Genomic DNA, 23,668 nt, shown 5'->3' on the forward strand with positions numbered 1-23,668 from the left:
TGAGACGCGATCCGCCTTCCACGTAATTTGATTTTCGTAGGGTGGGTGCAGCCCACGCGTTGAACGAAAAGACGCTTGGGCTGCGCCCACCCTACGCACCTCCCTCGCTTGCCGAATTCGGATCACGTTCCCGCCTTACGTTTCCTTCAACTTCCTGACCAAACAGATTTACGTCGGTCGATATCGACCACGTTTTCTCCATGCTTCTTTCCTGGGAGTTGATTGAACGCAAATCCGAAACATGGACAGGTTCCGTACAGGACAGTAGCGTCTAACCAACCGCTAAGCAAAATGCGGTTTTGCAGTGCAGAACAAAAGACGCCATCAATCGATTCTGTTCCCGTCAGCAAGGAGACCTGCAACCATGCGTACACGCCTTCCCACCCGTCCCGCACTGCTGCTATGCAGCGCCATGTCCCTACTGCTCGCCGGCTGCGGCGGCCAGAGTGACGGCGTCGCGGCCGGCACCAGCGTCAAGGCCGATCTGTCCACCGTCACCGGCCTGCTCGATCCGCTGGCGCCGACCAGCGATCTTGGCGGCGCCGATGCGCCGGCCATCGATTACAGCAGCCGCTCGCTGTATTCCGGCGCGGCGCCACGTCCCGGCCCGGACCTGCTGTACGCAGCCGCACCGACTGCGCCGCAATTGCAGAACACCGGCATCTGGCGCGCAAACCCGATCCTGATTTCCGGCGCCAGCGCCTACCGCCGCGGCGAGTTTCTGTACCAGGACTATCTGTACGACGACCGCGGCGCCAAGGCGCTGCCCGATGCGCTCGACCCGCGCATCAACGCCGAGACCTTCTCCGGCGCCAGCGGCACCTATACCTATCCGAGCGACGCCAGCTACGCCGGCAACGCGGCCGACATCGTCGAGCTGCGCGTCAAGCCGCAATCGACCTTCACCGCCTTCCGGATGACGATGAACAGCCTGCTCGATGCGGACAAGCTTGGCTTCACGATTGCCATCGGCGACTCGGCCGCGCCGCAGCCGTTTCCCTTCGGCGCCAATGTCTCGGCGCCGGCGCAGTACTTCCTGACGGTGCATGGCAGCCAGGCGGTACTGACCCGCGCTGCCGACGGCGCAGTGATCTCTCCAGCGCCGACAGTGACCATCGACATGACGCGCCGCCAGTTCGAAGTGCGCGTGCCGACCGCGGCCTGGAATCCCGGCAGCGCCAGCGTGCGCCTGGCGGCCGGCGCCGGGTTATGGGATGCGGCGAACAACCGCTACCTCGTGCCTGGCGCCACCGCTTCGGCCACCGCGCCCGGCGGCGGCGCGGGACTGACCGCGCCGGCAGCTTTCTTCAATGTCGCCTTCCGCTTCAACGAGCCGATGTTCACCCCGGCGCAGATCGCTTCCGGCAAGTCCTACTGGCGCGACGATGCGCAGTCGCGCGCGCTGGCTGCCAACGACATCAGCGCCTTCTACGCCTACGTCGATTTCGCCAAGCTGAAAGCCGGCGTCAATGACGACATGCCCGGCCAGCCGCAGGGCGTGCCGCAGTCCGGGCCCATGAACCGCATCTTCGCCAGCCATGTCGAGACCAAGCAGGGCGTGGATTTCTCGGTGGCCTGCGGCAGCGCGCCGACCTGCAAGGGCGAATACCGTGGCCAATTGCAGCCCTACACCCTCTACGTGCCGAGGAAAACCATGCCCTCGGCCGGCTGGGGCTTCACGCTGCTGCTGCATTCGCTCGGCGGCAATCACAACCAGTACCTGAATTCGAACAACCAGTCGCAGCTCGGCGAGCGCGGCACCGGCCACATCATCGCCACCGCGCTCGGACGCGGACCGGACGGCTGGTATGTCGAGGATGCGGCGGCGGACACCTTTGAAATGTGGGCGGACATCGCGCGCAATTACCCCTTGAATCCGCAGATGACCGCGATCAGCGGCTATTCGATGGGCGGCCATGCCACCTTCAAGTTCGCTACCCGCTATCCGGACCTGTTTGCCAAGGGCCATGCAGTGGTCGGCCCGCCGGCGCTGGGCATCTGGGCGCCGCCGGCCGCGCCCACCGGCGGCGAGGACACCAACACCTACAACCTGTTGCCGGGCCTGCGCAATGTGCCGCTGATGATGTGGGTGCAGGCTACCGACGAGCTCGTGCCCTACATCGGCACGCGCACCCAGGCGCAGCGCATGGACGATCTCGGCTACCGCTACCGTTTCGACACCTACACCAGCGGCGACCACCTGACGCTGGCGCTGCACGACCAGTTCCAGGGCAGCGCAGACTTCCTCGGCGACGCCAATGTCGAGCGCGATCCGCCGCATGTGACCTACGTCGCGAACCCGCCGATGGATGTGCCGGCGCGCGGCCTGGTCGGCAATCATGCGTACTGGCTGTCGAACATCGCGGTGCGCGATCCGGCGGCCGGTCCGCGCGGCACGGTCGATGTGCTGTCGCGCGGCTTCGGCCTTGCCGATCCCGTGGCCGATGCCACCGCCTTCGGCGCCGGCGCCACCACCGGCAATCTCGGCGTGCAGGTCTACAACAGCCAGTTCAAGACCTGGGGCCTGCCGCAGCCGGCGCCGGTTGCGAACCGGCTCGACATCGTCGCGCGCAATGTGTCGGCGGTGACGGTGAATGTGAAGCGCGCGCAGGTGGATTGCGCCGCGGCGCTGGTGGTCGACACCGACGGCCCGCTCACCGTGACGCTGGATGGCTGCAACCGGCAGGTGCGGTATTAGAGGCTGTTATGGACCATCAAAAGGGCCTGGGAGCCGCCATAACGGGCCATCTGCGGCGTTGCGAATGCTCGCGATAGCAATGGCTATCGCTGCGCTTCGCGCCTTGCATCTGACCCCTTCTGGCGGCTCCCAGACTCCTTCCGAAGTCCATAACAGCCTCAATGAAGCTCAGGCCGTCGCCAGCATCACGCGGTTGCGGCCGGCTTCCTTGGCCGCGTACAGCGCGGCGTCGGCGCGGCTGATGGTCTGGGCGCAGCGCTCTCCGGCGCGGCGCTCGGCAATGCCGGCCGATACCGTCACCCGGGCGCAGTCGCGCAGGCTGGGAATCTGCAGCGCCTCGATGCGTTGCCGGATGCGCTCGACGAACTGCTCACCGCCTTCGATGCCGGTATGCCGCAGCAGCAGCAGGAATTCCTCGCCGCCGTAGCGGCCGAAGCAATCCTGCTGCCGCACCTCCTGCTGTATCGTCGCGGCCACCACCTTGAGCACCTCGTCCCCGGCGGCATGACCGCAGTTGTCGTTGATCCACTTGAAGCGGTCCAGGTCGAGCAGGCAGATGCAGACCGCCTCGTTGCCGCTGGCATCGGTGCGATCGATTTCCTCGCCGAGACGGCGGCGGTTGTAGACGCCGGTAAGCGCATCGCGGATCGCCAGTTCGTTGATGGTGTGGTTCGCCACTTCGAGCCGGTGAAAGGCATCGCGCCGACCCATTTCAATCAACGCCAGGAACAGCGCGATGGCCACGCTCACGCCGATGAGACTGAAGATGTAGGCGAAATGCGGATAGGCGGTTGCCAATACCGTGAAGTGCACGTTGTCGCCCATTGCCGTCTGCATGGCGACCAGGCTGGCGCTGCTGATTGCCAGCCAGGTCAGCGCAGAGCCGGTGCTGCCAAGCATGATGGCCATGAGCGGACAGGCGATGTACCAGAGCGAGCCCGGCGACACCGCGCCGCCAAAGACAATCGATTCCCAGGTCTTGAAGCCGAACAGTGCGAGGATGAAGATTTCTCGGGCGAGCGCCAGGGAACCGCTGCAGCGGTAGATCAGCGGCGCGCCCAGCATGAAGGGCGTCACCGCCAGCAACGGCAGCGCCAGGTTCCACATGCCCAGCACCGCGTATTCGGCCACGAAGGCCGGCACCAGCAGCGCGCCCATCATTGACACGATGACCAGATTGGCGACCGAGATCCGGTGCTCCGTCGAGGCGTCGCCGGACGGCATGAAATAGCCGAGGTAACGCTCGTACAGCGCTTTGCCGGGCCAGTTGGTGTTGGACATGGAAGTGGTTGTCGGAAATGGCGATTCGAAAATCGCGCCTCATCCCGTTAACGACTTGGCCAGTTAAAACTTTAGCGACAGTTACAACGGCAATTCGCCCTGGCGCGGCAACGGCGACGGTGCGCCGTCTGCTTCACCACGGCGCACCAGGCTGCCCACGCGCACGCCGAGCAGCCGCAGCCGCAGCTGCAGCGGCACCCGGCGCAGGCATTCGCCGGCGGCGCGTCGTATCGTCACGGCGTCATCAGTGGCGTCGGGCAAACTCAGGTCGCGGGTGACGGTGCGGAAATCCTCGTAGCGCAGCTTGATGCCGATGGTGCGGCCGACGTAACCCTTGCGCCGCAAATCCTCAGCGACGCGTTCGCACAGGCCGGTGAAGATCTGCGACAAGGTGTCCCGGTCATGGCGCGCATGCAGATCACGCTCGAAGGTGGTTTCCCGGCTCAGGGATTTCGGCTCCGAACTGGTTTCGACGACGCGTTCATCCTGGCCCTGCGCCACGCGCGCCAGCCAGGCGGCATAGCTGCGGCCGAAATGCTGCTGCAGCAGGCCGGCATCGGCGCGCGCCAGGTCGGCGATGGTGGCAATGTTCAGCGCGGTGAGCTTTTCCGCAGCCTTCGGACCAATGCCATTGATTTTCTTCGCCGGCAGCGGCCAGATGCGGCGCTCCACGTCGCCGGGCTGCAGCAGCAGCGTCAGGCCGTCGGGCTTGTCGAGATCCGAGCCGATCTTGGCCAGCAGCTTGTTCGGCGCGATGCAGATCGAGCAGGTGAGGCCGGTGGCTTCGAACACCGCGGTCTTGAGCCGCTGCGCCAGGCTTGCGCTGTCTTCCGGATGCTCGGTCAGATCGAGATAGATTTCATCGATGCCGCGGTCTTCCATCTGCGGCGCGATCGCCAGCACCGCTTCCTTGAACAGCTGCGAATAATGGCGGTAAGCGTTGAAGTCAGCCGGCAGCAGCACCGCGTCCGGCGCGAGCTTGGCCGCCTTCATCAGCCCCATGCCGGAATGCACGCCCAGCGCCCGGGCTTCGTAGGTGGCGGTGGTGATCACGCCGCGGCCGGCATAGTCGCGCATGCGCGCGTACTGGCGCTGGCCGTCGGGCCCGGTTTGCGGCTGCAGGCTGGACGAGCGCCCACCGACGACCACCGGCCGGCCTTTCAGGTCGGGATAGCGCAGCAGCTCGACGGAGGCGAAGAAGGCGTCCATGTCGAGATGGGCGATGCGGCGGGTTGGGTGGGGCATGGATCGAAACGGCTGCGACGAAAGTGGCTTGCGGGTGTATTCGACGGCGGCATGCGTTGCTCCGTCTCATTTCGCCATCGGTTCAGGCGCACGGGATCATAGCACTGCGCTCCAGCCGTACGCGCCGCAGCGGCTCGTCGCGCTCCACCTGCATTTCACCCCCTCCCCGCCGCATTTCATCGCATTGCGCTCGCCCGCCGCGCGCGCCTGCCGGACCATGGCGTCGTCATCACTCACCTCTCACCTCGAAAGGAAACGCCATGTTCCAGCAAATCCTGCTCCATACGCCGGTCTGGGTCTGGGCCCTGCTCGCCTTCCTGGTCTATCGCGGCCTGTTGTCCAGTGTTGATCGCGAAACGCCGCTGCGCCTGGTCATCGCGATTCCGGTGGCGATGCTGGCGCTGTCGCTGCAAGGGATGCTGGGAGGATTCGGCGCGTCGCCGGCGGCGCTGCTGCTATGGCTGGCGTGCGCATCGGCCAGCGGCGCGATGGCATGGCGGCTGATGCCGGCCGATGGCGTCCGCGCCCATCCGGAGAAGAGGCGCGTGTGGCAGCGCGGCAGCTGGATGCCGATGGCGCTGATGCTGGGCATCTTCCTGACCAAGTACGCGGTCGGCGTTCTGCTTGCGCTGCGCCCCGGTCTCGCGCACGACGCCGACTTCGTGCTGGCGACCTGCGCGCTCTATGGCGTCTTCAACGGCCTCTTCCTCGGCCGCATGCTGCGGGTGCTGGCGGTGTGGCGCGAAGCTGTGGCTACGATCCCCGGTGCCGCTGCACCAGCACCCAGGGCTTGACCACCACTGCCCACAGGTCGGCGTCTTCTTCCAGCCAGGCGGCGGCCTGCTCGTCGCTGACCTTGGCCAGGCGATTGCTCTGCATCCAATCTTTCACCGCTGCGGTGTCATCGCGGGCGATGCACACCGCGACCTCGATCAGATCGAGGTCCGAGGAAATGCCGATCACATTGCCGCCGGCGTAATGCTTCAGCATTTCCCGCCATGGCAGGCGCGAGGTTTCGAGATTGAGCCGCTTCCTCAGCTCCTGGTCCTGCGGTTCCTGATGCTTCTGTTCTTCAGTCATGGTCATCTCAGTAATGCGGCGGGATCTCATGCACCGGCTGTCCGCTGCCGGCATCGGTAATGCGCTGCTGCGCTTCGGCCAGCCGTTGGGCCAGCGCGGTGCACAGCGCCTCGAGCTCATCGATGCGGCGCTGCTGCTTCCATACCGTGGTGTTGAGCGTATCCAGCAGATCGTCCTGCCGCGCCAGGGCAATCTCGATATCGGCCAGGCGGTCTTCAATCATGTGTCTTCTCCCGCGATGCCTTCGCCTTGCGGCAGGCATCGGAACAATACAAAACGTTTTCCCAGTTCGCCGCCCACTTGCGACGCCAGGTGAAGGGCCGACCGCAGGCGGCGCAGACTTTCACCGGCAAGCCATGCGGATTGCGAAAGCCTGCGGCCATCACGCCACCTTCGGCTTGTTCAGCAGCGCCTTCAGGTTCGCCAGCCGCGCCTGCGGCGTGACCTTTTCCTCTTCGGTCGGCACCGCGTCGCCTTCATCGAGCCGCATTTCCTTGATGAAGCGCGACACATCGCAATTGATGCTCTCCCGCGCGCGCTTGCGCCGCTTGCACCAGCTGATGTGCAGCGTGCGCTGCGCGCGGGTAATGCCGACATACATCAGCCGCCGCTCTTCCTCGATGCGCGCGCCCAGTGTATCCATGGGCGCATCCGGGTCGCCTTTGTGCGGCAGGATGCCCTCCTCGACTCCGACCAGAAACACATGCGGAAATTCCAGTCCCTTGGACGCATGCAGCGTGGACATGCGCACCGCATCCGGCTCTTCATCCTTGCCCTCGAGCATGGTCATCAGCGCCACCATCTGCGTCAGGTCCAGCACGCTCTTTTCTTCCGCAGTGCCGTCGCGTCCGCCAGTGCCCTTTTCCTTGAGCCAGCCGAGAAAGTCGACCACGTTCTGCCACTTGCTCTGCGCGGCGCGGTCGTCGAAGGTCTCGTACAGATAGGCTTCGTAGTTGATCGCCTTGATCATGTCGTCCAGCAGCTCGGCCGCGCTCTCGCCGGGTCGATGCGCGCGCGCCTCCAGCCCATTGATGAAATTGCCGAACTCGCGCAAGGGCGCCAGCTGCCGCTCGGACAGCTTGCTCTCGATGCCGCCCTTGAACAGCGCCTCGAACAGCGAGCATTGCCATTGCCCGGCGAAATTGCCCAGCACTTCCAGCGTGGTCTTGCCGACGCCGCGCTTGGGCGTGGTCACCGCGCGGATGAAGGCCGGATCGTCGTCCTCGTTCGCTACCAGGCGCAGGTAACTCATGATGTCCTTGATCTCGGCGCGGTCGAAGAAGCTCTGGCCGCCGGACATCACATACGGAATGCGCTCGCGCCGCAATGCCTGCTCGAAGATGCGCGCCTGATGATTGCCGCGGTACAGGATGGCGTAATCGGAAAACTTCGCGCGCCGCTCGAAACGGTGCGCCGACAGCATGATGGCAACCTGCTCGGCTTCATGCTCGTCGTCCTGCATCGCCATGACCTTGATCGGGTCGCCCAGGCCATGCTCGGACCACAGCGACTTCTCGAACAATTTCGGGTTGTTGGAAATCACCGCGTTGGCCGCCTGCAGGATGCGCGTGGTGGAGCGGTAGTTCTGCTCGAGCTTGATCACCTTCAGGTCGGGGAAATCGATCTGCAGCGTCTTCAGGTTCTCGATGGTCGCGCCGCGCCACGCATAGATGGCCTGGTCGTCGTCGCCCACGGCGGTGAACATCGGCTTCTTGCCTATGCCGGTCACGAGCAGCTTCACCAGTTCGTACTGGCAGGTATTGGTGTCCTGGTATTCATCGACCAGCAGGTAGCGCAGCTTGCGCTGCCAGCGCTCGCGCACCTCATCCTTGTCGCGGAACAGTTGCACCGGCAGGCGGATCAGGTCGTCGAAGTCCACCGCCTGGTAGGACGCGAGCGTGGCCACATAGTCGCGGTAGATGCGGCCGGCCTGGGCTTCGTCTTCGGTAACAGCGCTTTTTATGGCGGTCTCGGGATCGACCATGCCGTTCTTCCACAGCGAGATCGTGTTCTGGATGCGGCGGATCTCGCCCTTGTCGGTGGTCATCGCCATGTCCTGCACCAGCGAAAAGCAGTCGTCGCTGTCCATGATGGAAAAGCGGTCCTTCAGACCGAGTTCCTTCGCTTCGCGGCGCAGGATCTGCACGCCCAGCGAATGGAAGGTGGACACGGTGAGCTGCTTCGCGCCGCGAGGATCCTTCAGCAGCTTGGCGATGCGCTCCTGCATTTCCAGCGCAGCCTTGTTGGTGAAGGTCAGCGCGGCAATATGGCGCGGCTCGTAGCCGCATTCCTCGATCAGATGCGCAATCTTTTGCGTGATGACGCGGGTCTTGCCGGAGCCGGCGCCGGCCAGCACCAGGCAGGGACCGTCCATGTAGCGGACGGCTTCGCGTTGCGGGGCATTGAGCCCGAACTGGGGAGTGGCTGACATGCTGCGGGGGAATGGAATGCTTGCGGGGAAAGCGGCACATTGTAGCGGAGTCGGCGCTTGCGGCCCGCCTGATCTCATCCGGGAAAGCTGTTCCGAATCAAGCTTGTAAGCCGAGGCCAACGTGATACAGTTGCCCCTTTTCCCTACTTTCGCGTTCGCGCCTGCCTTGCGGCGCGCCGCCGCCTTTCAATGAAATTTGCCCACCTGGTCGAGATCAACGACCTGATGAATCCGCTGATCGAGCCGTTGACGCGCGCGCAATTGTGGCGCGGCCTGGTGCTGCGCGCCGAGCAGCCGAAGATGTTCATTCCGCACCTCGATTCCTGCGACATCCTCGAACGCACACAAGCCACGCTGGAACGCGAACTGCGTTATGGCGACACCGTAATCCGCGACCGCGTCAGCTACCTGCCGCAGCTGCAGGTGCACTACCACGTGCCGAAGCAGAACGACATACCGATGTCGGACCTGACCATGCGCATCGAAGAACCCGAGCCCGGCGCGCTGTTCGTGCGCTTCGAATACGACGACCACAAGAGCGACGAAACCGAGACCGAAGCGTTCTACAACGAGTTCCGCCGCTCGGCCTACCAGGAAGCGGACATCGACACGATACGCATGGTGCGCGAACTGGCGGGCAACGGCGCACTGGGCTGACGCCATATAAACCCCGTTCATTGGATCCGCCGCGCGGCCTGCGTCGACTATTTGCCATTCGCGACCTCGATGACAGACCGGCCTGCCCATGGTCGCCGCGTCTCATGCGATGCAGCCGCACCCTTGCCGGCAACGCATTTCCAACTATCCGTTCCACAACCCCGCCGCCGCCAGGCGTTGCGCCAGCGCGCGGCGCTTGCCATGGCGCTGCATGAAACGGCCGAGGGCTGCATCGAAAGCGGCGCGATTCGATACCAGCGCATAGGCCGCCGCAAGCTCGGCGATCGCCGCGCTCGCCGTGTCGTAGCCGGCTGCGGTGCCCTTTTGCACGCAAGCCTCGATGGCGTGCCATTGCGCATCGAAGTCCGCAGCCAGTTGGCGCAGACGCTTATCGTCTTCGGCCTTGCGCCGGGATCGCTCGCTTGTCTTGAGAGGCCGCCGCTCCTGCTCGACCAGCGCGCGCAAGTCGGCCACGGTGCGCGGCGCAGCGTCATCGTCGCAAGCGCCGTTGTCCACGCACCATGCGTGATAAAGCGCCCGCGCCCGGCGCTCGGCCAGTTGCGGCTCGCCTTGCACCAGCAGCGCGATCAGCGGGTCTCTTTCCTTCCTGGACAATCCGGCCACCCAGCTCTCGATCGCGTCGAAGTCACAGGCGTAGTCGTCCTGCCTTGGGACTGCTGCGGCCGCGATCCATTCCGGATCGATTTCCAGGAACCCGATCAACGCCTGCTGCGCGGTGGTCAAGCTCGCCAGACCCGGCGGAAGCTCCGGTTCAAGCGCGTGGTCATCGACCATGCCAGCAGAAACGCCTGCCAGCCAGCCCAGATACAGGGCGCGCCGGTCACCCCGCAGCAATTCGTTACGCAGCGCCGCCAGCCGGCCCATCCAGCCTCCGCCGGTTTCGATGTTGAAGCGCTCATGATTCTCGCTTTCGCTCAGCAGCCAGCTGACGATCAGGCTATCGCCTGCAACGTTGAACTGCAGCGCATCGCCGGCGGCATACCGCTGCAACGCGCTTTCAGCGATCAGATCGCGCGGTAGCCGCAACTTCAATTCGCAGGTGCACCAGTTCGCCGTATAAACCAGGGCATCGAAATAACGTTGCATCCACACCATCGGATCGGCTTTCAGACCGCCCCATTCATAGGAATTGATGAAGCTAGTGGACGTGATTTTCGCGCGCGTGGAGCGCTCGCGCAGTTCACGCATCTGTTCACGGCTCAAGGAGTGGTCGATGGTGATGAACTCGTAGTACTGGTATTCGCTCATGATGGATTTCCCATGTTGCGTCGCCTGTAGGTTCAGGCGTGTTCTTCAGCATTGGAAAGACAGGAATGGAGGCAGGCGCAGCGGTGCTGCCATCATGTTCTCGCGCCGGATTGCCGCGAAAGGCGCTGCGCTTGCAACAGGCGTTGTGAACTGCTGCGCGATGATACCGGATGCCCGATTCGCGGTAGCGGAATCGGTCGCCACGCCGGCTTCGCATAGCGCCGGCGCCACATGCCATGACCATGGCGCATGCGCACCCTTGCGGTATCGGAATCGACAATGCGGCGCCATGCCTTGTGCATGCCAGGTGCCCCGGCCCGGCGCATGACCGCCGGGCTTCATGGAACTTGACCACGCGCCATGAACACTAACGCGGCCTTCAGACAAAACCGATACCTGGCGTTCGAAGCAACCAGGCTTTCGCCAGGATCGGAGACATCGATCGCCAACCATTGTTCTCTTCCTGCCCAACGACCATGCACATCTCCTCCTTGCCGTCACCAGAAGTGCCAAACGACCAACCCTCGCCGTACAGCCATGCAGCGCAGACGACGGTGGCACAGGCCCCGCTTCCTGGGGCGCAACAGCCGCAACAGCCCGGGATCGGCGTACGAGACGGCGCAACGCATACCCTGCCGGCACGAGGAACGCAACATGCGCAGCCACAGCCTGTCGCGCTGACCACGGCGCCGTTGCTCGGCACTCCCGCCAAGCGCAGCACGCCTGACACCGGCTTCGATCAGGATGACGCGAACGATGCCAAGCGCATGCGCACGCAACTGCCCGAGACGCCGGTGCAAGCGCCCGAGCCTGCACAGCGGCCAGCACTCACGCCTGCCCCTGCCCTCGATGCGCAAGCTGTGCCAGGCATGGACGAGGACGGGATGGATGTCGACACAGCGGTCCCGTTGCAACCCACTGCGAACACTACGGTGCCGGTGCTGATCGAGGCAATTCTGCAAGACGACTGGCCCAGGTTTCGCGCACTGCTCGGCCAGACGGGAATCGATGTCAATGCCACGGATGACACGGGCGCTACTGCCTTGCATCATGTCTTGCGTAAGGGGTGGCATGAAATGGCCCAACGGCTACTCAAAGTCCCGGGCATCGATGTTCGTGCTCGTGATGACACGGGCGCTACTGCCCTGCATCATGCCCTGTGTGCGGGGCTGGATGAGATAGCCGAGCTGCTGCTCAAAGTCCCGGACATCGATGTCAATATCAGGGATGCGCATGATGTCACCCCGCTGATGTGCGCGGCATCGCAAGCGCACGAACAGGCAGTACGCGCGCTGCTCGCCTGCCCAGGCATCGATGTTCATGCTTGTGACGACGAAGGCGATACCGCATTTGTAAAGGCTTTGAAAGAAAGCAACTATGAGACCATCCGACAGTTGTTCCTCGTCGGCATAGAAGAGAAAGGGGCCCGCCTCCAGGACCAGTTGCTGATTGCTGCCGCCAAGGGAGACGTCGCAGCGGTGGAAGCGCTGCTTGCCGATCCGGAGGTCGATGTCAATGTAGAAGATGCTTTTGGCAAAGACACCGCATTGATGCTGGCTGCGGCCCATGGGCAGGAAGCCACGTTCCGCCGGTTGCTCCTCGCACCGGGAATTAATCTTGAGAAGAAGGACGGCAACGGCCATAACATTTTGATGCAGCTTGTCTTGCGTGAGGATGAATGCCTGTTGCGCTGCTTGCTTGAAAGGCCGGGCCTCGATGTTAATCAAACAAATCGCATAGGCTTTACAGCCTTGCGTTCGGCCGTACAGATTGGAAATTACAATATCGCTCTTGCGCTACTTGCCGTTCCAGGCATCGATGTCCATGCCCCAACGCCTGCATTGGTGGACGCGGTAGTCGGCTTACGCAAAGACATTGTCAGCATGCTTATTGCCATGCCCGGCATAAGGACCGACTTTAAATTCAACAGCAAACCGCTTTTTTTACGAAATTATCTGCTCTTATCTTCGTTCGAAAACCATTGGTTTCATAACGAAAACATCGTCCGCCTTCTCCTCGCCATGCCGAACACGGACGTCAATGCCAGAGACAACGAAGGCACTCCCCTCTTGCTCTCAGCGGTAAAGGGAAAAAGCGAAGCTGCCGTGCGTGCCCTGCTGGCGATGCCGGACATTCGCACTGATGTGAAAGACGCCGAGGGGCGTACCGCCCTGTGCATTGCAAAGGAGATGGGGCAGGAAGCCATCATTACGATGTTGCGCAACCATGTCCCGATGCTGGTCCCCGAGCCCGGAACCGTTCTGCGTTTTCTTCGGAAGGTTTTCACCGTGCATGCTGATGAATGGCAGCAGACCGCTTCGTCAAGCGCCAGTACCAGCCTCGATGCAGCGAACAGGCTCGACGAGCTCTGCGAAAGCCTGCAGTTCGGCAAGCTTGCCCGTGCCGATGTATTGACTGCCTTGACTTCCCTCGACGCACTGCCGAACGATGCGCCTTCCTCGATCGCCATGGCGCTTGCGTTCGCCGTATGCACCGGCCACTATCGCAATGCCGATGGCAAGCTCGACCCTGACATCGACCAAGCCCTTTGCAACACCGGGTTTAGCACTGCTTACGACAATGCCGCCAACCGTCTCTGGATTGCGGCACAGCACATTAATCTCTTCCATGTCGACGGCATGAACCTGCTCGGCATCGCCGCCAGGGACGGCAACGAACGCATGATCCGCGGCCTGGTGCGCATGGGCGCCTACATCAACCTGCCTTCGCCGAACGGCAAGACCGCGCTGGCCATCGCCGTGGAGAACCGCCAGTGGGGCGCTTGCGCCGAGCTGGTCTTCCACGGCGCGCTGCCCACGCTGCCACTGCATGACGGCTATCCGGCGCTGTATCACATCGTCAGGGACTTCGGCTCCGTTGACTACAGCAGCGAAAGCCTCGCGTACCTGATCCGTTATCTGTGCATGAAGGGTGTGCGCTTCGATATCCCGGTGAAGAATCCCGATGCCGACACACGGGCCCAGCAGCCCACGGTGATGCTGGACGAGCTGCTTTTCGCGAGCACGGAATCCTGGATCAAATACGGCCATATCGTGTTGAAGCCAAAGAACGCGGCGCCATCCGCCGCCTCGGCGCCCACGAGCACCGCGTCGACTTCAGCCGAGCCGATCCTGCCGACCTGAGCGCGAATCGAGGACTTCACAGGGCGCAAAACGCTTGCGTCTTCATGGAACAGCTTGCGTGGAAAGCTCACCAAGGCCACGCGCGCCAGCTTGCGTAGCGTCCTGCCCGATGTTTGATGGGAACAAGCCGGTGCGCGCATGCGCACCCTATCGCTTTTCTTCACCGGACATCGACCATGCAAAACTCCATTTCGCCGCCGCCTACTTCGTCGAGCGCTTCGACCGAACTGTCAATCGCTCGCGGCGGGGCAACGCCCACGCCAGCTGCGCCTTTCGCCATGCAGCCGGCGCCGCAACCCGCGCTCAATGCGCACAACGTCGCGCCGACCATGCTGCAGCCGGACGCCATCGAGGCGCAAGCGCCGGCTTCAGTGACCACAGCGCCGCTGCTGGGTGCGCCCGCCAAGCGCGGTGCGCCCGACGGCGGTTTCGATCAGCATGACGCCAACGATGCCAAGCGCATGCGCACGCAACTGCCCGAGACGCCGGTGCAAGCGCCTGAGCCTGCACAGCGCACGGCGCTCGCGCCTGCCCCCGATGCGCAACATGCGCCTGGCATGGATAAGGACGGGATGGATGTCGACACAGCGGTCCCATCGCAACCCACTGCGAACACCGCGAACACCGCGACACCGGCGCTGATCGAAGCAATCCTGCAGGGTGACCGCCACAGATTTCGCGCACTGCTTGGCCAGCCGGGAATCGATGTCAATGCCACGGATAACACGGGCGCTACTGCCTTGCATCATGTCTTGCGTGCGGGGATGGATAAGGAAGCCGAACTGCTGCTCAAAGTCCCGGGCATTGATGTCAATATCAAGGATGAGGACGATGTCACCCCGCTGATGTGCGCGGCTGCTCATGCGCAACAAACGACCGTTCGCGCGCTGCTCGCCTGCCCAGGCATCGATGTTCATGCTCGTAATCACAAAGGCTATACCGCCTTCGAAGAAGCTGTGAGTTTTGAGAATAGTGATAACCTTCAACAGCTATTCCTCGTCGGCATAGAAGAGAAAGGGTCCCGCCCCCAGGACCAGTTGCTGATTGCTGCCGCCAAGGGCGATATCGCAACGGTGGAAGCGCTGCTTGCCGATCCGGAGGTCGATGTCAATGTAGAGGATGCTTATGGCGGAAACACTGCATTGATGCTGGCTGCGGCCCATGGACACGAAGCCATTTTCCGCCGACTACTCCTTGTACCGGGAATCAGTCTTGCAAAGTACAACAATGGTGGCTTTAGCATTTTGGCGCAGCTTGCCCTACGTGGGGACGAATGCTTGTTGCGCCGCTTGCTTGAAATGCCGGGCATCGATATCAATCAGAGGACTAAGCCATCCAACCGTAGCGCGTTGTACTTAGCTGCAAGATTTGGCAATCACGATACCGCTCTTGCTCTACTTGCCATGCCAGGCATCGATGTCCACATTGGATCGCCTGCATTAGTAGCAGCGATATTGAACTCACACGAAGGCATTGTCAGCATGCTTATTGCCATGCCTGGCATTAAGACCGACTTTGAATTCAACTACGGCGAGTATGATATGAATACCCTTATTGGTAGTCATGAGTCTCTCGCACTTGAGTGGTTTCGCAATGAAAACATCTTCCGCCTTCTCCTTGCCATGCCGAACAATGATGTCAATGCCATTGACTGCAAAGACGATACGCTCTTGCTGTCCGCGGTAAAGGCAGAAAACGAAGCTGCCGTGCGTGCTCTGCTGGCGATGCCGGACATTCGCACCGATGTGAAAGACGCCGAGGGGCGTACCGCCCTGTGCATTGCAAAGGAGATGGGGCAGGAAGCCATCATTACGATGTTGCGCAACCATGTCCCGATGCTGGTCCCCGAGCCCGGAACCGTTCTGCGTTTTCTTCGGAAGGTTTTCACCGTGCATGCTGATGAATGGCAGCAGACCGCTTCGTCAAGCGCCAGTACCAGCCTCGATGCAGCGAACAGGCTCGACGAGCTCTGCGAAAGCCTGCAGTTCGGCAAGCTTGCCCGTGCCGATGTATTGACTGCCTTGACTTCCCTCGACGCCCTACCGAACGATGCGCCTTCCTCGATCGCCATGGCGCTTGCGTTCGCCGTATGCACCGGCCACTATCGCGATGCCGATAGCAGGCTCGACCCTGACATCTTCCGAGCCCTTTGCAACACCGGGTTTCACACTGCTTACGACAATGTCGTCCGCCGTTTCTACGCCGCGGTACAGCACATCAATCTCTTCCATGTCGACGGCATGAATCTGCTCGGCATCGCCGCCAGGGACGGCAACGAACGCATGATCCGCGGCCTGGTGCGCATGGGCGCCTACATCAACCTGCCTTCGCCGAACGGCAAGACCGCGCTGGCCATCGCCGTGGAGAACCGCCAGTGGGGCGCTTGCGCCGAGCTGGTCTTCCACGGCGCGCTGCCCACGCTGCCGCTGCATGACGGCTATCCGGCGCTGTATCACAGCGTCAGGGACTTCGGCTCCGATGACTACAGTAGCGAAAGCCTCGCGTACCTGATCCGTTATCTGCGCATGCAGGGTGTGCGCTTCGATATCCCGGTGAAGAATCCCGATGCGGCCATGCGGGCCCAGCAGCCCACGGTGATGCTGGAAAAGCTGCATTTCGCGAGCACGAAATCCTGGATCAAATACGGCCATATCGTGCTGAAGTCAGAGAACGAGGCGCCCACGAGCACCGCGTCGGTTCCAGCCGGACCGGTTCTGCCAGGCTGAGCGCGGGCCGAGGACTTCTCGGGGCGCAAAACGCGTGCGCCCCCGTGGAACAGCTTGCATGGAAAGCCCACCAAGGCCGCGCGCGCCTGCATGGCGTCCTGCCCGATGTTTGATGACAACAAGCCGGTGCATGCATGCGCACCCTATCGCTTTTCTTCACCGGACATCGCCCATGCACAATTCCACTTCGCTCTCGTCAACCACGCCGGGCACTTCGGCCGGATTGCCAGTCGCTCCAGGCGGGGCGACGTCCACGCCAGCTACGCCTGTCGCGCTGCAGCCGGCGCCGCAACCCGGACTCGGCGCGCACGCCAGCCATGGTGCGAGCGATGCCGATGCCTATCATGCCGTTCCTGGCGATGAGGCCGGCGCAGCGGCGATGTCGCCGCTTGCGGCGCCGGACCGGTCGCGCGCGCAGGCGTCAGGCAGCTTGGTCTTCCATGGCCCGGCGCATGCAACGCTTTCGTCTGCACCGACGTTCACCCTGGCCCCGTACGGCGCCGCTGCGCAGAACGCGCTGTTCAAGGCCGTGCGTCTTGGCCGGGCAGATGTGGTGGAGACACTGCTCGCCGCGGCAAACATCCATGGCAGCGGCAGGATGGGCCCGGTCTGCGGGCCCCTGGGCAGCAGTCTGCTGGTCATGGCGGCCAGTCTCGGCCATGAGGCAATCGTTCGCATGCTGTATCGCGCCGGTGCGACCGCTATTCATTCAGCGTTGAAAGAGGCCAGCAGCAGGGGACATAAGGGTGTTATCGAGGCGCTCATCACCATGCATGGCGTCAATACCCTCGACGACTGGGGACTGACGGTTCTGATCTATGCATTGATATTGCAGGACGACACGCTCATCAGGACCGTGCTTTCCATGCCTGGCCTCGATGTGAACGCCCGGAACTCCAGGGGTCTGACTGCATTGGTCGTGGCCGTCAACAACCGGTATGACGCAGGCATTCAGGCCTTGCTGGCCGTGCCCGGAATCGATGTCAACGCGCGCGGCGAGAATGACATGACTGTCCTGATGATCGCCGCGCAACGGGGTTACGCATCGCTAGTCCCGCACTTGCTTGCCAAGAGCGGTATCGATGTCAATGCCACGGCCAGCGATGGCTCGACCGCCTTGCACTACGCCGTGGTCAACCGGCATGAATCCATTGCGCTGGCGCTGCTCGACATGCGAGGTATCGACATCCTCGCTGAAGATGGCGAGGACGACGCGGCGCCGTACCTGGCCACGCGATACGGGCTCGACGCGGTCGAGCGAAAGATTTTCGTCATGCTGGGCGAAGGCGTGGCTGCCCAGGGCGCGGCGCCCGTGCCTGCGCTGGTCCTTGCCGCGGCCCGCATGGATGAAGCTGCCGTACGCGGCCTGCTTGCGCATGGCGGCGCCAGCATCAACGCGAAGACCGAATTCGGCGTTACCGCATTGCACCTGGCCGCAAGCGCCGGCAATGAAGCGATTTTTCGCTTGCTGATGCAAAGGCAGGACCTGGACATCAACGCGATCGATACGGCCGAAGGAAGCGCCCTGGTGCGCGCGCTGAAGAATGGCCATGCAGCCATCGCCCGGGCATTGCTTGCGATGCCGGGCATCAAGGTCAATGTCATGAGCCTCTTCGGTACCGCCCTGATGTTGGCCGCGAAGCACGGGTACGAAGACATCGTAGAGCAGCTGCTCGCGATGCCGGATATCGATGTCAATGCCACCAGCGAGGCCGATGCCCGCTGGTCTGGCGACACAGCCCTGGATCTGGCTGTCAGGAACGGACATGAAGCCATTGTCCTGGCATTGCTGCGCATGCCGCGCATAGCTGTCAGAACGGATGGGGTCCGCTTTGGAAAAGTCGTGGTGACCGCCGCGTTGAGCAAGCACATGCACATCGTTCGAATGCTGCTTGCCAGGCCCGAATGCGCGCATCACTTCTGCAGTGGCGCGTTAAAGCCGCTGTTCGAGTATGCCGCGCAACACGGGCGCACGGAACTGCTCCGCGAATTGCTTGCCACGCCGGGCGTCGACGCTGCGTGCCTGAATCTTTCCCTGTACCTTGCCGTGGAGTATGAGCATCCGGCCACTGTCCTTGCGCTGCTGGAGGTGCCGGGCATCGACGTCAATTTCCAACGCGAGGTACTTGTGAACGGCGGCTTCCTCGTGGCGAAGACCGCCTTGCTGCACGCGGCGGCGCACGGGCTTGAAGACATCCTCCAGATGCTGCTCGCCATGCCGGCCATTGAACTTGGAACCACAACGGTGCATGGCCAAACCGCATTGGAACTGGCTCTGTCTGTTCATCGGTCTGGCGCCGGCCGGGTCCTGATCGCCATGCCTGGCTACCGACAGGAAGCACAGAGCCAGTTTGGATATGTCTTTCCCGCTGCCAGCGAGTCCGCTGAAGCGAATTCGCTGCTGCAATCCCTGTTCGCCAGCCATGACGGGCAAGCGCTGGCGCCGGGGGCGAGCTCCAGCGTCGCTGCCGCGATCAGCAGCGAAGAAGCAAGGCGATGGGACACGCTTTGCGACAAGCTGTGCTTCGGCAAGTGCACGCCCGCTGATGTGCCCGCGCTACTTTCCTCCACGGACCGGCTGCCGGATGGCCTGCGTTCCCGCATCGCCATGGCCCTGGCCTTTGGCACTCTCGCCGGCCATTATCTCGATGCCGCCGGGCAGCCCGACCCCGCCATCGGCCGCGCCATCGACAAGGCCGGGTTGGGCGCGGCACTCACGGACGCGACCGGGCGCCTTCGCAGCGCGGCACAGCGCATCAACCTCTTCCATGTCGACGGCATGAACCTGCTCGGCATCGCCGCCAAGGCTGGCAACGAGCGCATGATCTGCGGCCTGGTGCGCATGGGCGCCTACGTCAACCTGCCTTCGCCGAACGGCAGGACCGCGCTGGCCATCGCCGTGGAGAACCGCCAGTGGGGCGCCTGCGCCGAGCTGGTCTTCCACGGTGCGCTGCCCACGCTGCCGCTGCATGATGGCTATCCGGCGCTGTATCACATCGTCAGGGACTTCAATGCCGACGCCCATGCCAGCGCAAGCCTCGCGCTGCTGATCCGCTACTTGCGCAAGAAGGGCGTGCGCTTCGACATCCTGGTGAAGAACCCGGACGAGAGCAGCCGCAACGCGCGTCCAGCGGTGCCCCTGTACGAGCTGCTCGTCTCGAATGCGCAATCCTGGACCAGGTACGGCCACATTCTGTTCGACCTGAAAGATGCCGCGCTCCCGGACGGTCCGGCTCCTGCGAGCACCGCGGCGGTGCCTGCCACTGCCATTGGCGACTCGTAGGCCATATCGCCCCCGCGCTCACCGCGCCGCGTAATGCCCAGGACCGATTTCCACCAGCGCGGCGTCGCCGTCCTCGCGGCGCGATGCGGCCACGTTGGGCACGTAGGTGAGGCCGCGCGCTTCCATCTTCGGCGCGGCCGCCAGGAGCGCGCGGGTGTAGTCATGCGCCGGCGTGCTGAACACCGCGTCGGCCGGCCCCACTTCGACGAGCCGGCCGAGATGGATCACGGCGACCCGGTCGGCCACATGGCGCACTACCGACAGGTCGTGGCTGACGAACAGGCAGGTCAGCGACAACTCGGCGCGCAGCGCCATGAACAGGTTCAGCACCTGCGCCTGTATCGACACATCGAGCGCGGCCACCGCTTCATCGAGGATCAGGAGTTCCGGCCGCACCGCCAGCGCGCGGGCAATGCCGATGCGCGCGCGCTGGCCGCCGGAGAACTGGTGCGGAAAGCGGCTCATCAATGCCGGGTCCAGCCCGACCTGGCGCATCAGGCCGGCAACGGCGTCGCGCTGTCGCGCCCGCGCGATCACGCCATGCGCAACCGGCGCTTCGCCAATGATGTCGATGACGCGCATGCGCGGGTTCAGCGAGGCGTACGGGTTCTGGAACACCATCTGCACCGCCAGGCGCAGGCGGCGGCGTTCGGCGGCGTCCATCGTCGCGGTGTCCTGGCCCTGCCACAGGCGCGTGCCCGAACTCGGCGGCAGAAGACCGGCGGCGATGCGCGCCAGCGTCGATTTGCCGCTGCCCGATTCGCCGACCAGGCCCAGGGTTTCGCCGGCGGCGATGTCGAGCGACACGCCGGCCAAGGCAGGCGGCGCGGCCTTCGGCGCCGGCGCGCCGAACAGCCTGAGCGCGCGCTGCGCCAAGTCCGGCGCGTGGTCGAAGCGCTTGACGATATCGTTCAGGGCCATCAATGGCGCGGTGTCGCGTGGCGTCATGGCGCTTCCTCGCGGTCGTCGCGGTCGCCGCAATCGTGGCAATCGTCGCCGGCGTCTTCGAACACCGGATGAAAGCAGCGCCATGCGTGCCCGCCCTCATGATCCGTATCCGGCGCCGTGGCGCAGATGTCGGTGGCGCGCGGACAGCGGTCGCGGAAGCGGCAGCCCGAGGGCCAGGCCAGCGGCGACGGCGTGCTGCCGGCAATCTGCGCCAGCGGCGCGCCGCGCGCATTGCGCGAGGGCGAGGAAGCGATCAGGCCGCGGGTGTAGGGATGACGCGCATGATCCAGCACCGCGTCGACGCTGCCGGACTCGACCAGCTGGCCGGCGTACATCACCGCGATGCGGTCGGCCAGGCCGGCCACCACGGCCAGGTCGTGGCTGATCCAGATCAGCGCGCTGCCGGATTCGCGGCACAGCGTCTGCATCTCGTACAGGATCTGGTTCTGGGTGGTGACGTCCAGCGCCGTGGTCGGCTCGTCGCAGATGATGACGTCGGGCCGGTTCAGCAGGGCAATGGCGATCGCCACGCGCTGGCGCATGCCGCCGGAAAACTGGTGCGGATAGGCGAGCAGCTTTTCCTCGGGATCGGCCAGGCCGACTCGCGCGAGCGCGTCGCGCGCCATCTCGCGGGCGCGCTCGCGGCCAACGCGGTGATGGGCGAGCACCGCCTCGATCATCTGGGTGTCGATGCGCAGCACCGGGTTGAGCGTCATCATCGGGTCCTGGAAGATCATCGCGATGCGGTCGCCGCGCAACTGGCGCATCCCGCCCTCGGGCAGGCCGCGCAGCTCGCGGCCGTTCAGCCGGATGCTGCCACCGGTGACCTGCCCCGGCGCATCGACCAGGCCCATGATGGAGTAGCCCGTCATCGATTTGCCGGAGCCGGATTCGCCGACCAGTCCCAGGATTTCGCCGGCCGCGAGGCTGAAGGACACGTCGTCCACCGCCCGCACCCGGCCTTCGCGGGTGATGAATTCGGTCCTCAGGTTTTCCACCGCCAGCACCGGCGCGCCGCTGTGCCTGTCGTCCATGCTCATCCCTTCTGCAGCCGCGGGTTGAAGACGTCGCGCAGGCCGTCGGCGACCAGGTTGATCGCGGCCACGGTCGCCAGCAGCACGAGGCCGGGGTAGACGCTGATCCAGTACGCGCCGGACAGCAGGTACTGGAAGCCGTTGGCGATCAGCAGGCCCAGCGACGGCTCGGTGATCGGAAGGCCCAGGCCGAGAAAGGACAGCGTCGCTTCCAGCGTGATGGCCGACGCCACCTGCAGCGCCGCCACCACGATCAGCGGCGGCAAACAGTTCGGCAGCAGGTGGCGCAGCATGATGCGCAGCGGCGACAGGCCCAGGCCGGTGGCCGCTTCGATGTATTCCTTGTTGCGCTCGACCAGCGCCGCGCCGCGTGCGGTGCGCGCATAGGTCGCCCATTGCACCGCGATCAGCGCGATGACGATCTTCGACAGGCCCGGTCCGGACACCGCCAGCAGCACCAGCGCGATCAGGATCGACGGGAAGGAGAGCTGGATGTCGACGATGCGCATGAGCAGCGCATCGGTGCGGCCGCCGGCATAACCGGCGACGAGGCCGGCGGCCAGGCCGATGGCCAGCGCCACCACCGTGCTGGAAATGCCGACCACGATCGAGATGCGCAGGCCGTACAGCAGCGCCGACAGCATGTCGCGCCCCTGCTCGTCCGAGCCGAGCAAAAAGCGCATGGCGCCGTCGGCCGACACGCTGCCCGGCGGCAGGCGCGAATTGGCAATGTCCAGGCGCGCCAGGTCGTAGGGATTCTGCGGCGCGAGCAGCGGCGCCAGCAGCGCGCCCAGGCAGAGCAGCAACAGCAGCAGCAGCGCCACGGCCGCGATGCGGCTGGAAAAATACTCGCGCACCACGCGCGCGAACACACCGGTCCTGGGGTCGGCCATCAATCTCCCTTTGACAGTCGCACGCGGGGATCGAGCACCGAGTACAGCAGGTCGACCACCAGGTTGATCAGGATGAACAGCAGCACCGACAGCAGCAGGTAGGCGACGATGACCGGCCGATCCAGCACGCGGATCGAGTCGATGATCAGCTTGCCCATGCCGGGCCAGGCGAACACGGTTTCGGTGACGATGGAAAACGCGATTAGCGAGCCGAATTGCAATGCCACCACGGTGACGATGGGGATCAGGATGTTCTTCAGCACGTGGACCAGCACGATGCGCGCGCCCGACAGGCCCTTGGCGCGGGCGAAGCGCACATATTCCTGCTGCAAGGCTTCCTGGGCGCCGGCGCGGGTCAGGCGGATCACGAGCGCGAAATTGAACAGGGCCAGGTTCGCCGCCGGCAGCAGCAGGTGGCGCAGGCCGTCCCAGGTGAGAAAGCTGAACGGCACGCCGAACAGCAGTTGGGTGTCGCCGCGGCCGCCGGCGGGCAGCCAGCCGAGCGTGACGGCGAACACCATGATGAACAGCAGCCCGACCCAGAAGGTCGGCAGCGAAAAGCCGAGGGTGGACAGCAGCATGATGCCGCGCCCTGCCAGGCTTTTCGGGCGCAGGCCGGCCAGAAGGCCCAGCGGTATGCCCGGCAGCACCGACAGCAGCATGGCCGCGGCGGCCAGCTCCAGCGTGGCCGGCAGGCGCTCGACGATCAGCCCGAGCGCGGGCGTGGCATAGACGAAGGAGCGGCCCAGGTTGCCGGCGGCGGCATTGTGCAAAAACAGCAGGTATTGCTGCCAAAGCGGCTGGTCCAGCCCGAAGGCGCGCACGATGGCGGCGCGCTCGGCGGCATTCGCATCCGGGCTGATCAGAATGTCGACCGGGTTGCCGATCGCGTATACGCCGACGAACACCAGCAGCGACATCACGAACAGCACCAGGAGGCTTTGCAACAGGCGGCGCAGCAGGAAGGCGGACACGGTCGG

The 23,668-nt window shown here is 64.0% G+C and carries 17 protein-coding genes; 6 read left to right on the top strand and 11 right to left on the bottom strand.

The features are described 5' to 3' along the window. Nucleotides 1-364: 364 nt before the first annotated feature. On the top strand, nt 365-2,698 hold the full coding sequence (locus JJB74_RS20765; RefSeq protein ID WP_200595061.1) for an alpha/beta hydrolase-fold protein: 2,334 nt from the start codon (nt 365-367) through the stop codon (nt 2,696-2,698). Nucleotides 2,699-2,866: 168 nt separating this feature from the next. Here JJB74_RS20765 and JJB74_RS20770 read toward each other — a convergent pair whose 3' ends face one another. Together JJB74_RS20770 and dinB are read right to left on the bottom strand one after the other, a co-directional pair. Next, nucleotides 2,867-3,979, bottom strand: a complete 1,113-nt coding sequence (locus tag JJB74_RS20770) for a GGDEF domain-containing protein (protein ID WP_200595063.1) — start codon at nt 3,977-3,979, stop codon at nt 2,867-2,869. Nucleotides 3,980-4,060: 81 nt separating this feature from the next. Beyond that, nucleotides 4,061-5,224: a DNA polymerase IV gene (gene dinB, locus JJB74_RS20775; protein WP_200595065.1), complete on the bottom strand. Its 1,164-nt coding sequence runs from the start codon at nt 5,222-5,224 to the stop codon at nt 4,061-4,063. A gap of 260 nt (nt 5,225-5,484) precedes the next feature. Between dinB and JJB74_RS20780 the strand changes: the two genes are divergently transcribed. Then, nucleotides 5,485-6,018, top strand: a complete 534-nt coding sequence (locus JJB74_RS20780) for a DUF6622 family protein (protein WP_200595066.1) — start codon at nt 5,485-5,487, stop codon at nt 6,016-6,018. Here JJB74_RS20780 and JJB74_RS20785 read toward each other — a convergent pair. The 4 genes from JJB74_RS20785 to JJB74_RS20800 are packed head-to-tail and all read right to left on the bottom strand — an operon-like array spanning nt 5,978 to nt 8,735. Further along, nucleotides 5,978-6,304, bottom strand: a complete 327-nt coding sequence (locus JJB74_RS20785; protein WP_200595067.1) for a DUF2288 domain-containing protein — start codon at nt 6,302-6,304, stop codon at nt 5,978-5,980. The two genes, JJB74_RS20780 and JJB74_RS20785, sit on opposite strands and share 41 nt — an antisense overlap. Before the next feature lie 7 nt (nt 6,305-6,311). Next, the gene (locus JJB74_RS20790) at nt 6,312-6,527 is read right to left on the bottom strand and encodes a SlyX family protein (protein WP_200595069.1); all 216 of its coding nucleotides are present in this window, start codon (nt 6,525-6,527) and stop codon (nt 6,312-6,314) included. Then, on the bottom strand, nt 6,520-6,687 hold the full coding sequence (locus tag JJB74_RS20795) for a DUF2256 domain-containing protein (RefSeq protein WP_200595071.1): 168 nt from the start codon (nt 6,685-6,687) through the stop codon (nt 6,520-6,522). Before JJB74_RS20795 ends, JJB74_RS20790 begins: the two co-directional genes overlap by 8 nt. Next, a complete protein-coding gene (locus JJB74_RS20800; RefSeq protein ID WP_200595073.1) occupies nt 6,687-8,735 on the bottom strand; it encodes a UvrD-helicase domain-containing protein in 2,049 nt (682 codons plus the stop codon). The genes JJB74_RS20795 and JJB74_RS20800 overlap by 1 nt, the downstream gene beginning before the upstream one ends. 189 nt (nt 8,736-8,924) lie before the next feature. On the opposite strand from JJB74_RS20800, the gene JJB74_RS20805 reads away from it, so the two are divergent. Next, nucleotides 8,925-9,392 carry an SRPBCC family protein gene (locus JJB74_RS20805; protein WP_200595075.1) on the top strand — a complete coding sequence of 156 codons (468 nt, stop codon included), beginning with the start codon at nt 8,925-8,927 and terminating at the stop codon, nt 9,390-9,392. Nucleotides 9,393-9,536: 144 nt separating this feature from the next. On the opposite strand, the gene JJB74_RS20810 is transcribed toward JJB74_RS20805, so the two are convergent. Next, nucleotides 9,537-10,661, bottom strand: a complete 1,125-nt coding sequence (locus JJB74_RS20810) for a hypothetical protein (protein ID WP_200595077.1) — start codon at nt 10,659-10,661, stop codon at nt 9,537-9,539. A 476-nt stretch (nt 10,662-11,137) separates the two neighbouring features. Here JJB74_RS20810 and JJB74_RS20815 point away from each other — a divergent pair, with 476 nt between their 5' ends. The 3 genes from JJB74_RS20815 (at nt 11,138) to JJB74_RS20825 (ending at nt 19,813) form a co-directional block, all read left to right on the top strand. Continuing rightward, a complete protein-coding gene (locus tag JJB74_RS20815; protein WP_200595078.1) occupies nt 11,138-13,804 on the top strand; it encodes an ankyrin repeat domain-containing protein in 2,667 nt (888 codons plus the stop codon). A gap of 176 nt (nt 13,805-13,980) precedes the next feature. Then, on the top strand, nt 13,981-16,530 hold the full coding sequence (locus JJB74_RS20820; protein ID WP_200595079.1) for an ankyrin repeat domain-containing protein: 2,550 nt from the start codon (nt 13,981-13,983) through the stop codon (nt 16,528-16,530). A 172-nt stretch (nt 16,531-16,702) separates the two neighbouring features. Beyond that, nucleotides 16,703-19,813: an ankyrin repeat domain-containing protein gene (locus JJB74_RS20825; RefSeq protein WP_200595081.1), complete on the top strand. Its 3,111-nt coding sequence runs from the start codon at nt 16,703-16,705 to the stop codon at nt 19,811-19,813. 18 nt (nt 19,814-19,831) lie between these two features. On the opposite strand, the gene JJB74_RS20830 is transcribed toward JJB74_RS20825, so the two are convergent. Genes JJB74_RS20830 through JJB74_RS20845 form a run of 4 tightly spaced genes read right to left on the bottom strand, consistent with a single transcriptional unit; the run spans nt 19,832 to nt 23,662 of the window. Next, complete coding sequence (locus JJB74_RS20830; protein WP_200595083.1) at nt 19,832-20,761, bottom strand: ATP-binding cassette domain-containing protein; 930 nt, start codon at nt 20,759-20,761, stop codon at nt 19,832-19,834. After that, nucleotides 20,758-21,795, bottom strand: coding sequence for an ABC transporter ATP-binding protein (locus tag JJB74_RS20835; RefSeq protein WP_200595369.1), 1,038 nt, complete (start codon nt 21,793-21,795; stop codon nt 20,758-20,760). Before JJB74_RS20835 ends, JJB74_RS20830 begins: the two co-directional genes overlap by 4 nt. A 2-nt stretch (nt 21,796-21,797) precedes the next feature. Then, the gene (locus JJB74_RS20840) at nt 21,798-22,688 is read right to left on the bottom strand and encodes an ABC transporter permease (protein WP_200595085.1); all 891 of its coding nucleotides are present in this window, start codon (nt 22,686-22,688) and stop codon (nt 21,798-21,800) included. After that, on the bottom strand, nt 22,688-23,662 hold the full coding sequence (locus tag JJB74_RS20845; RefSeq protein ID WP_200595087.1) for an ABC transporter permease: 975 nt from the start codon (nt 23,660-23,662) through the stop codon (nt 22,688-22,690). The genes JJB74_RS20840 and JJB74_RS20845 overlap by 1 nt, the downstream gene beginning before the upstream one ends. Nucleotides 23,663-23,668 lie beyond the last annotated feature (6 nt).

It is taken from the genome of Noviherbaspirillum pedocola, from assembly GCF_016632335.1.
Classification (GTDB): domain Bacteria; phylum Pseudomonadota; class Gammaproteobacteria; order Burkholderiales; family Burkholderiaceae_D; genus Noviherbaspirillum_A; species Noviherbaspirillum_A pedocola.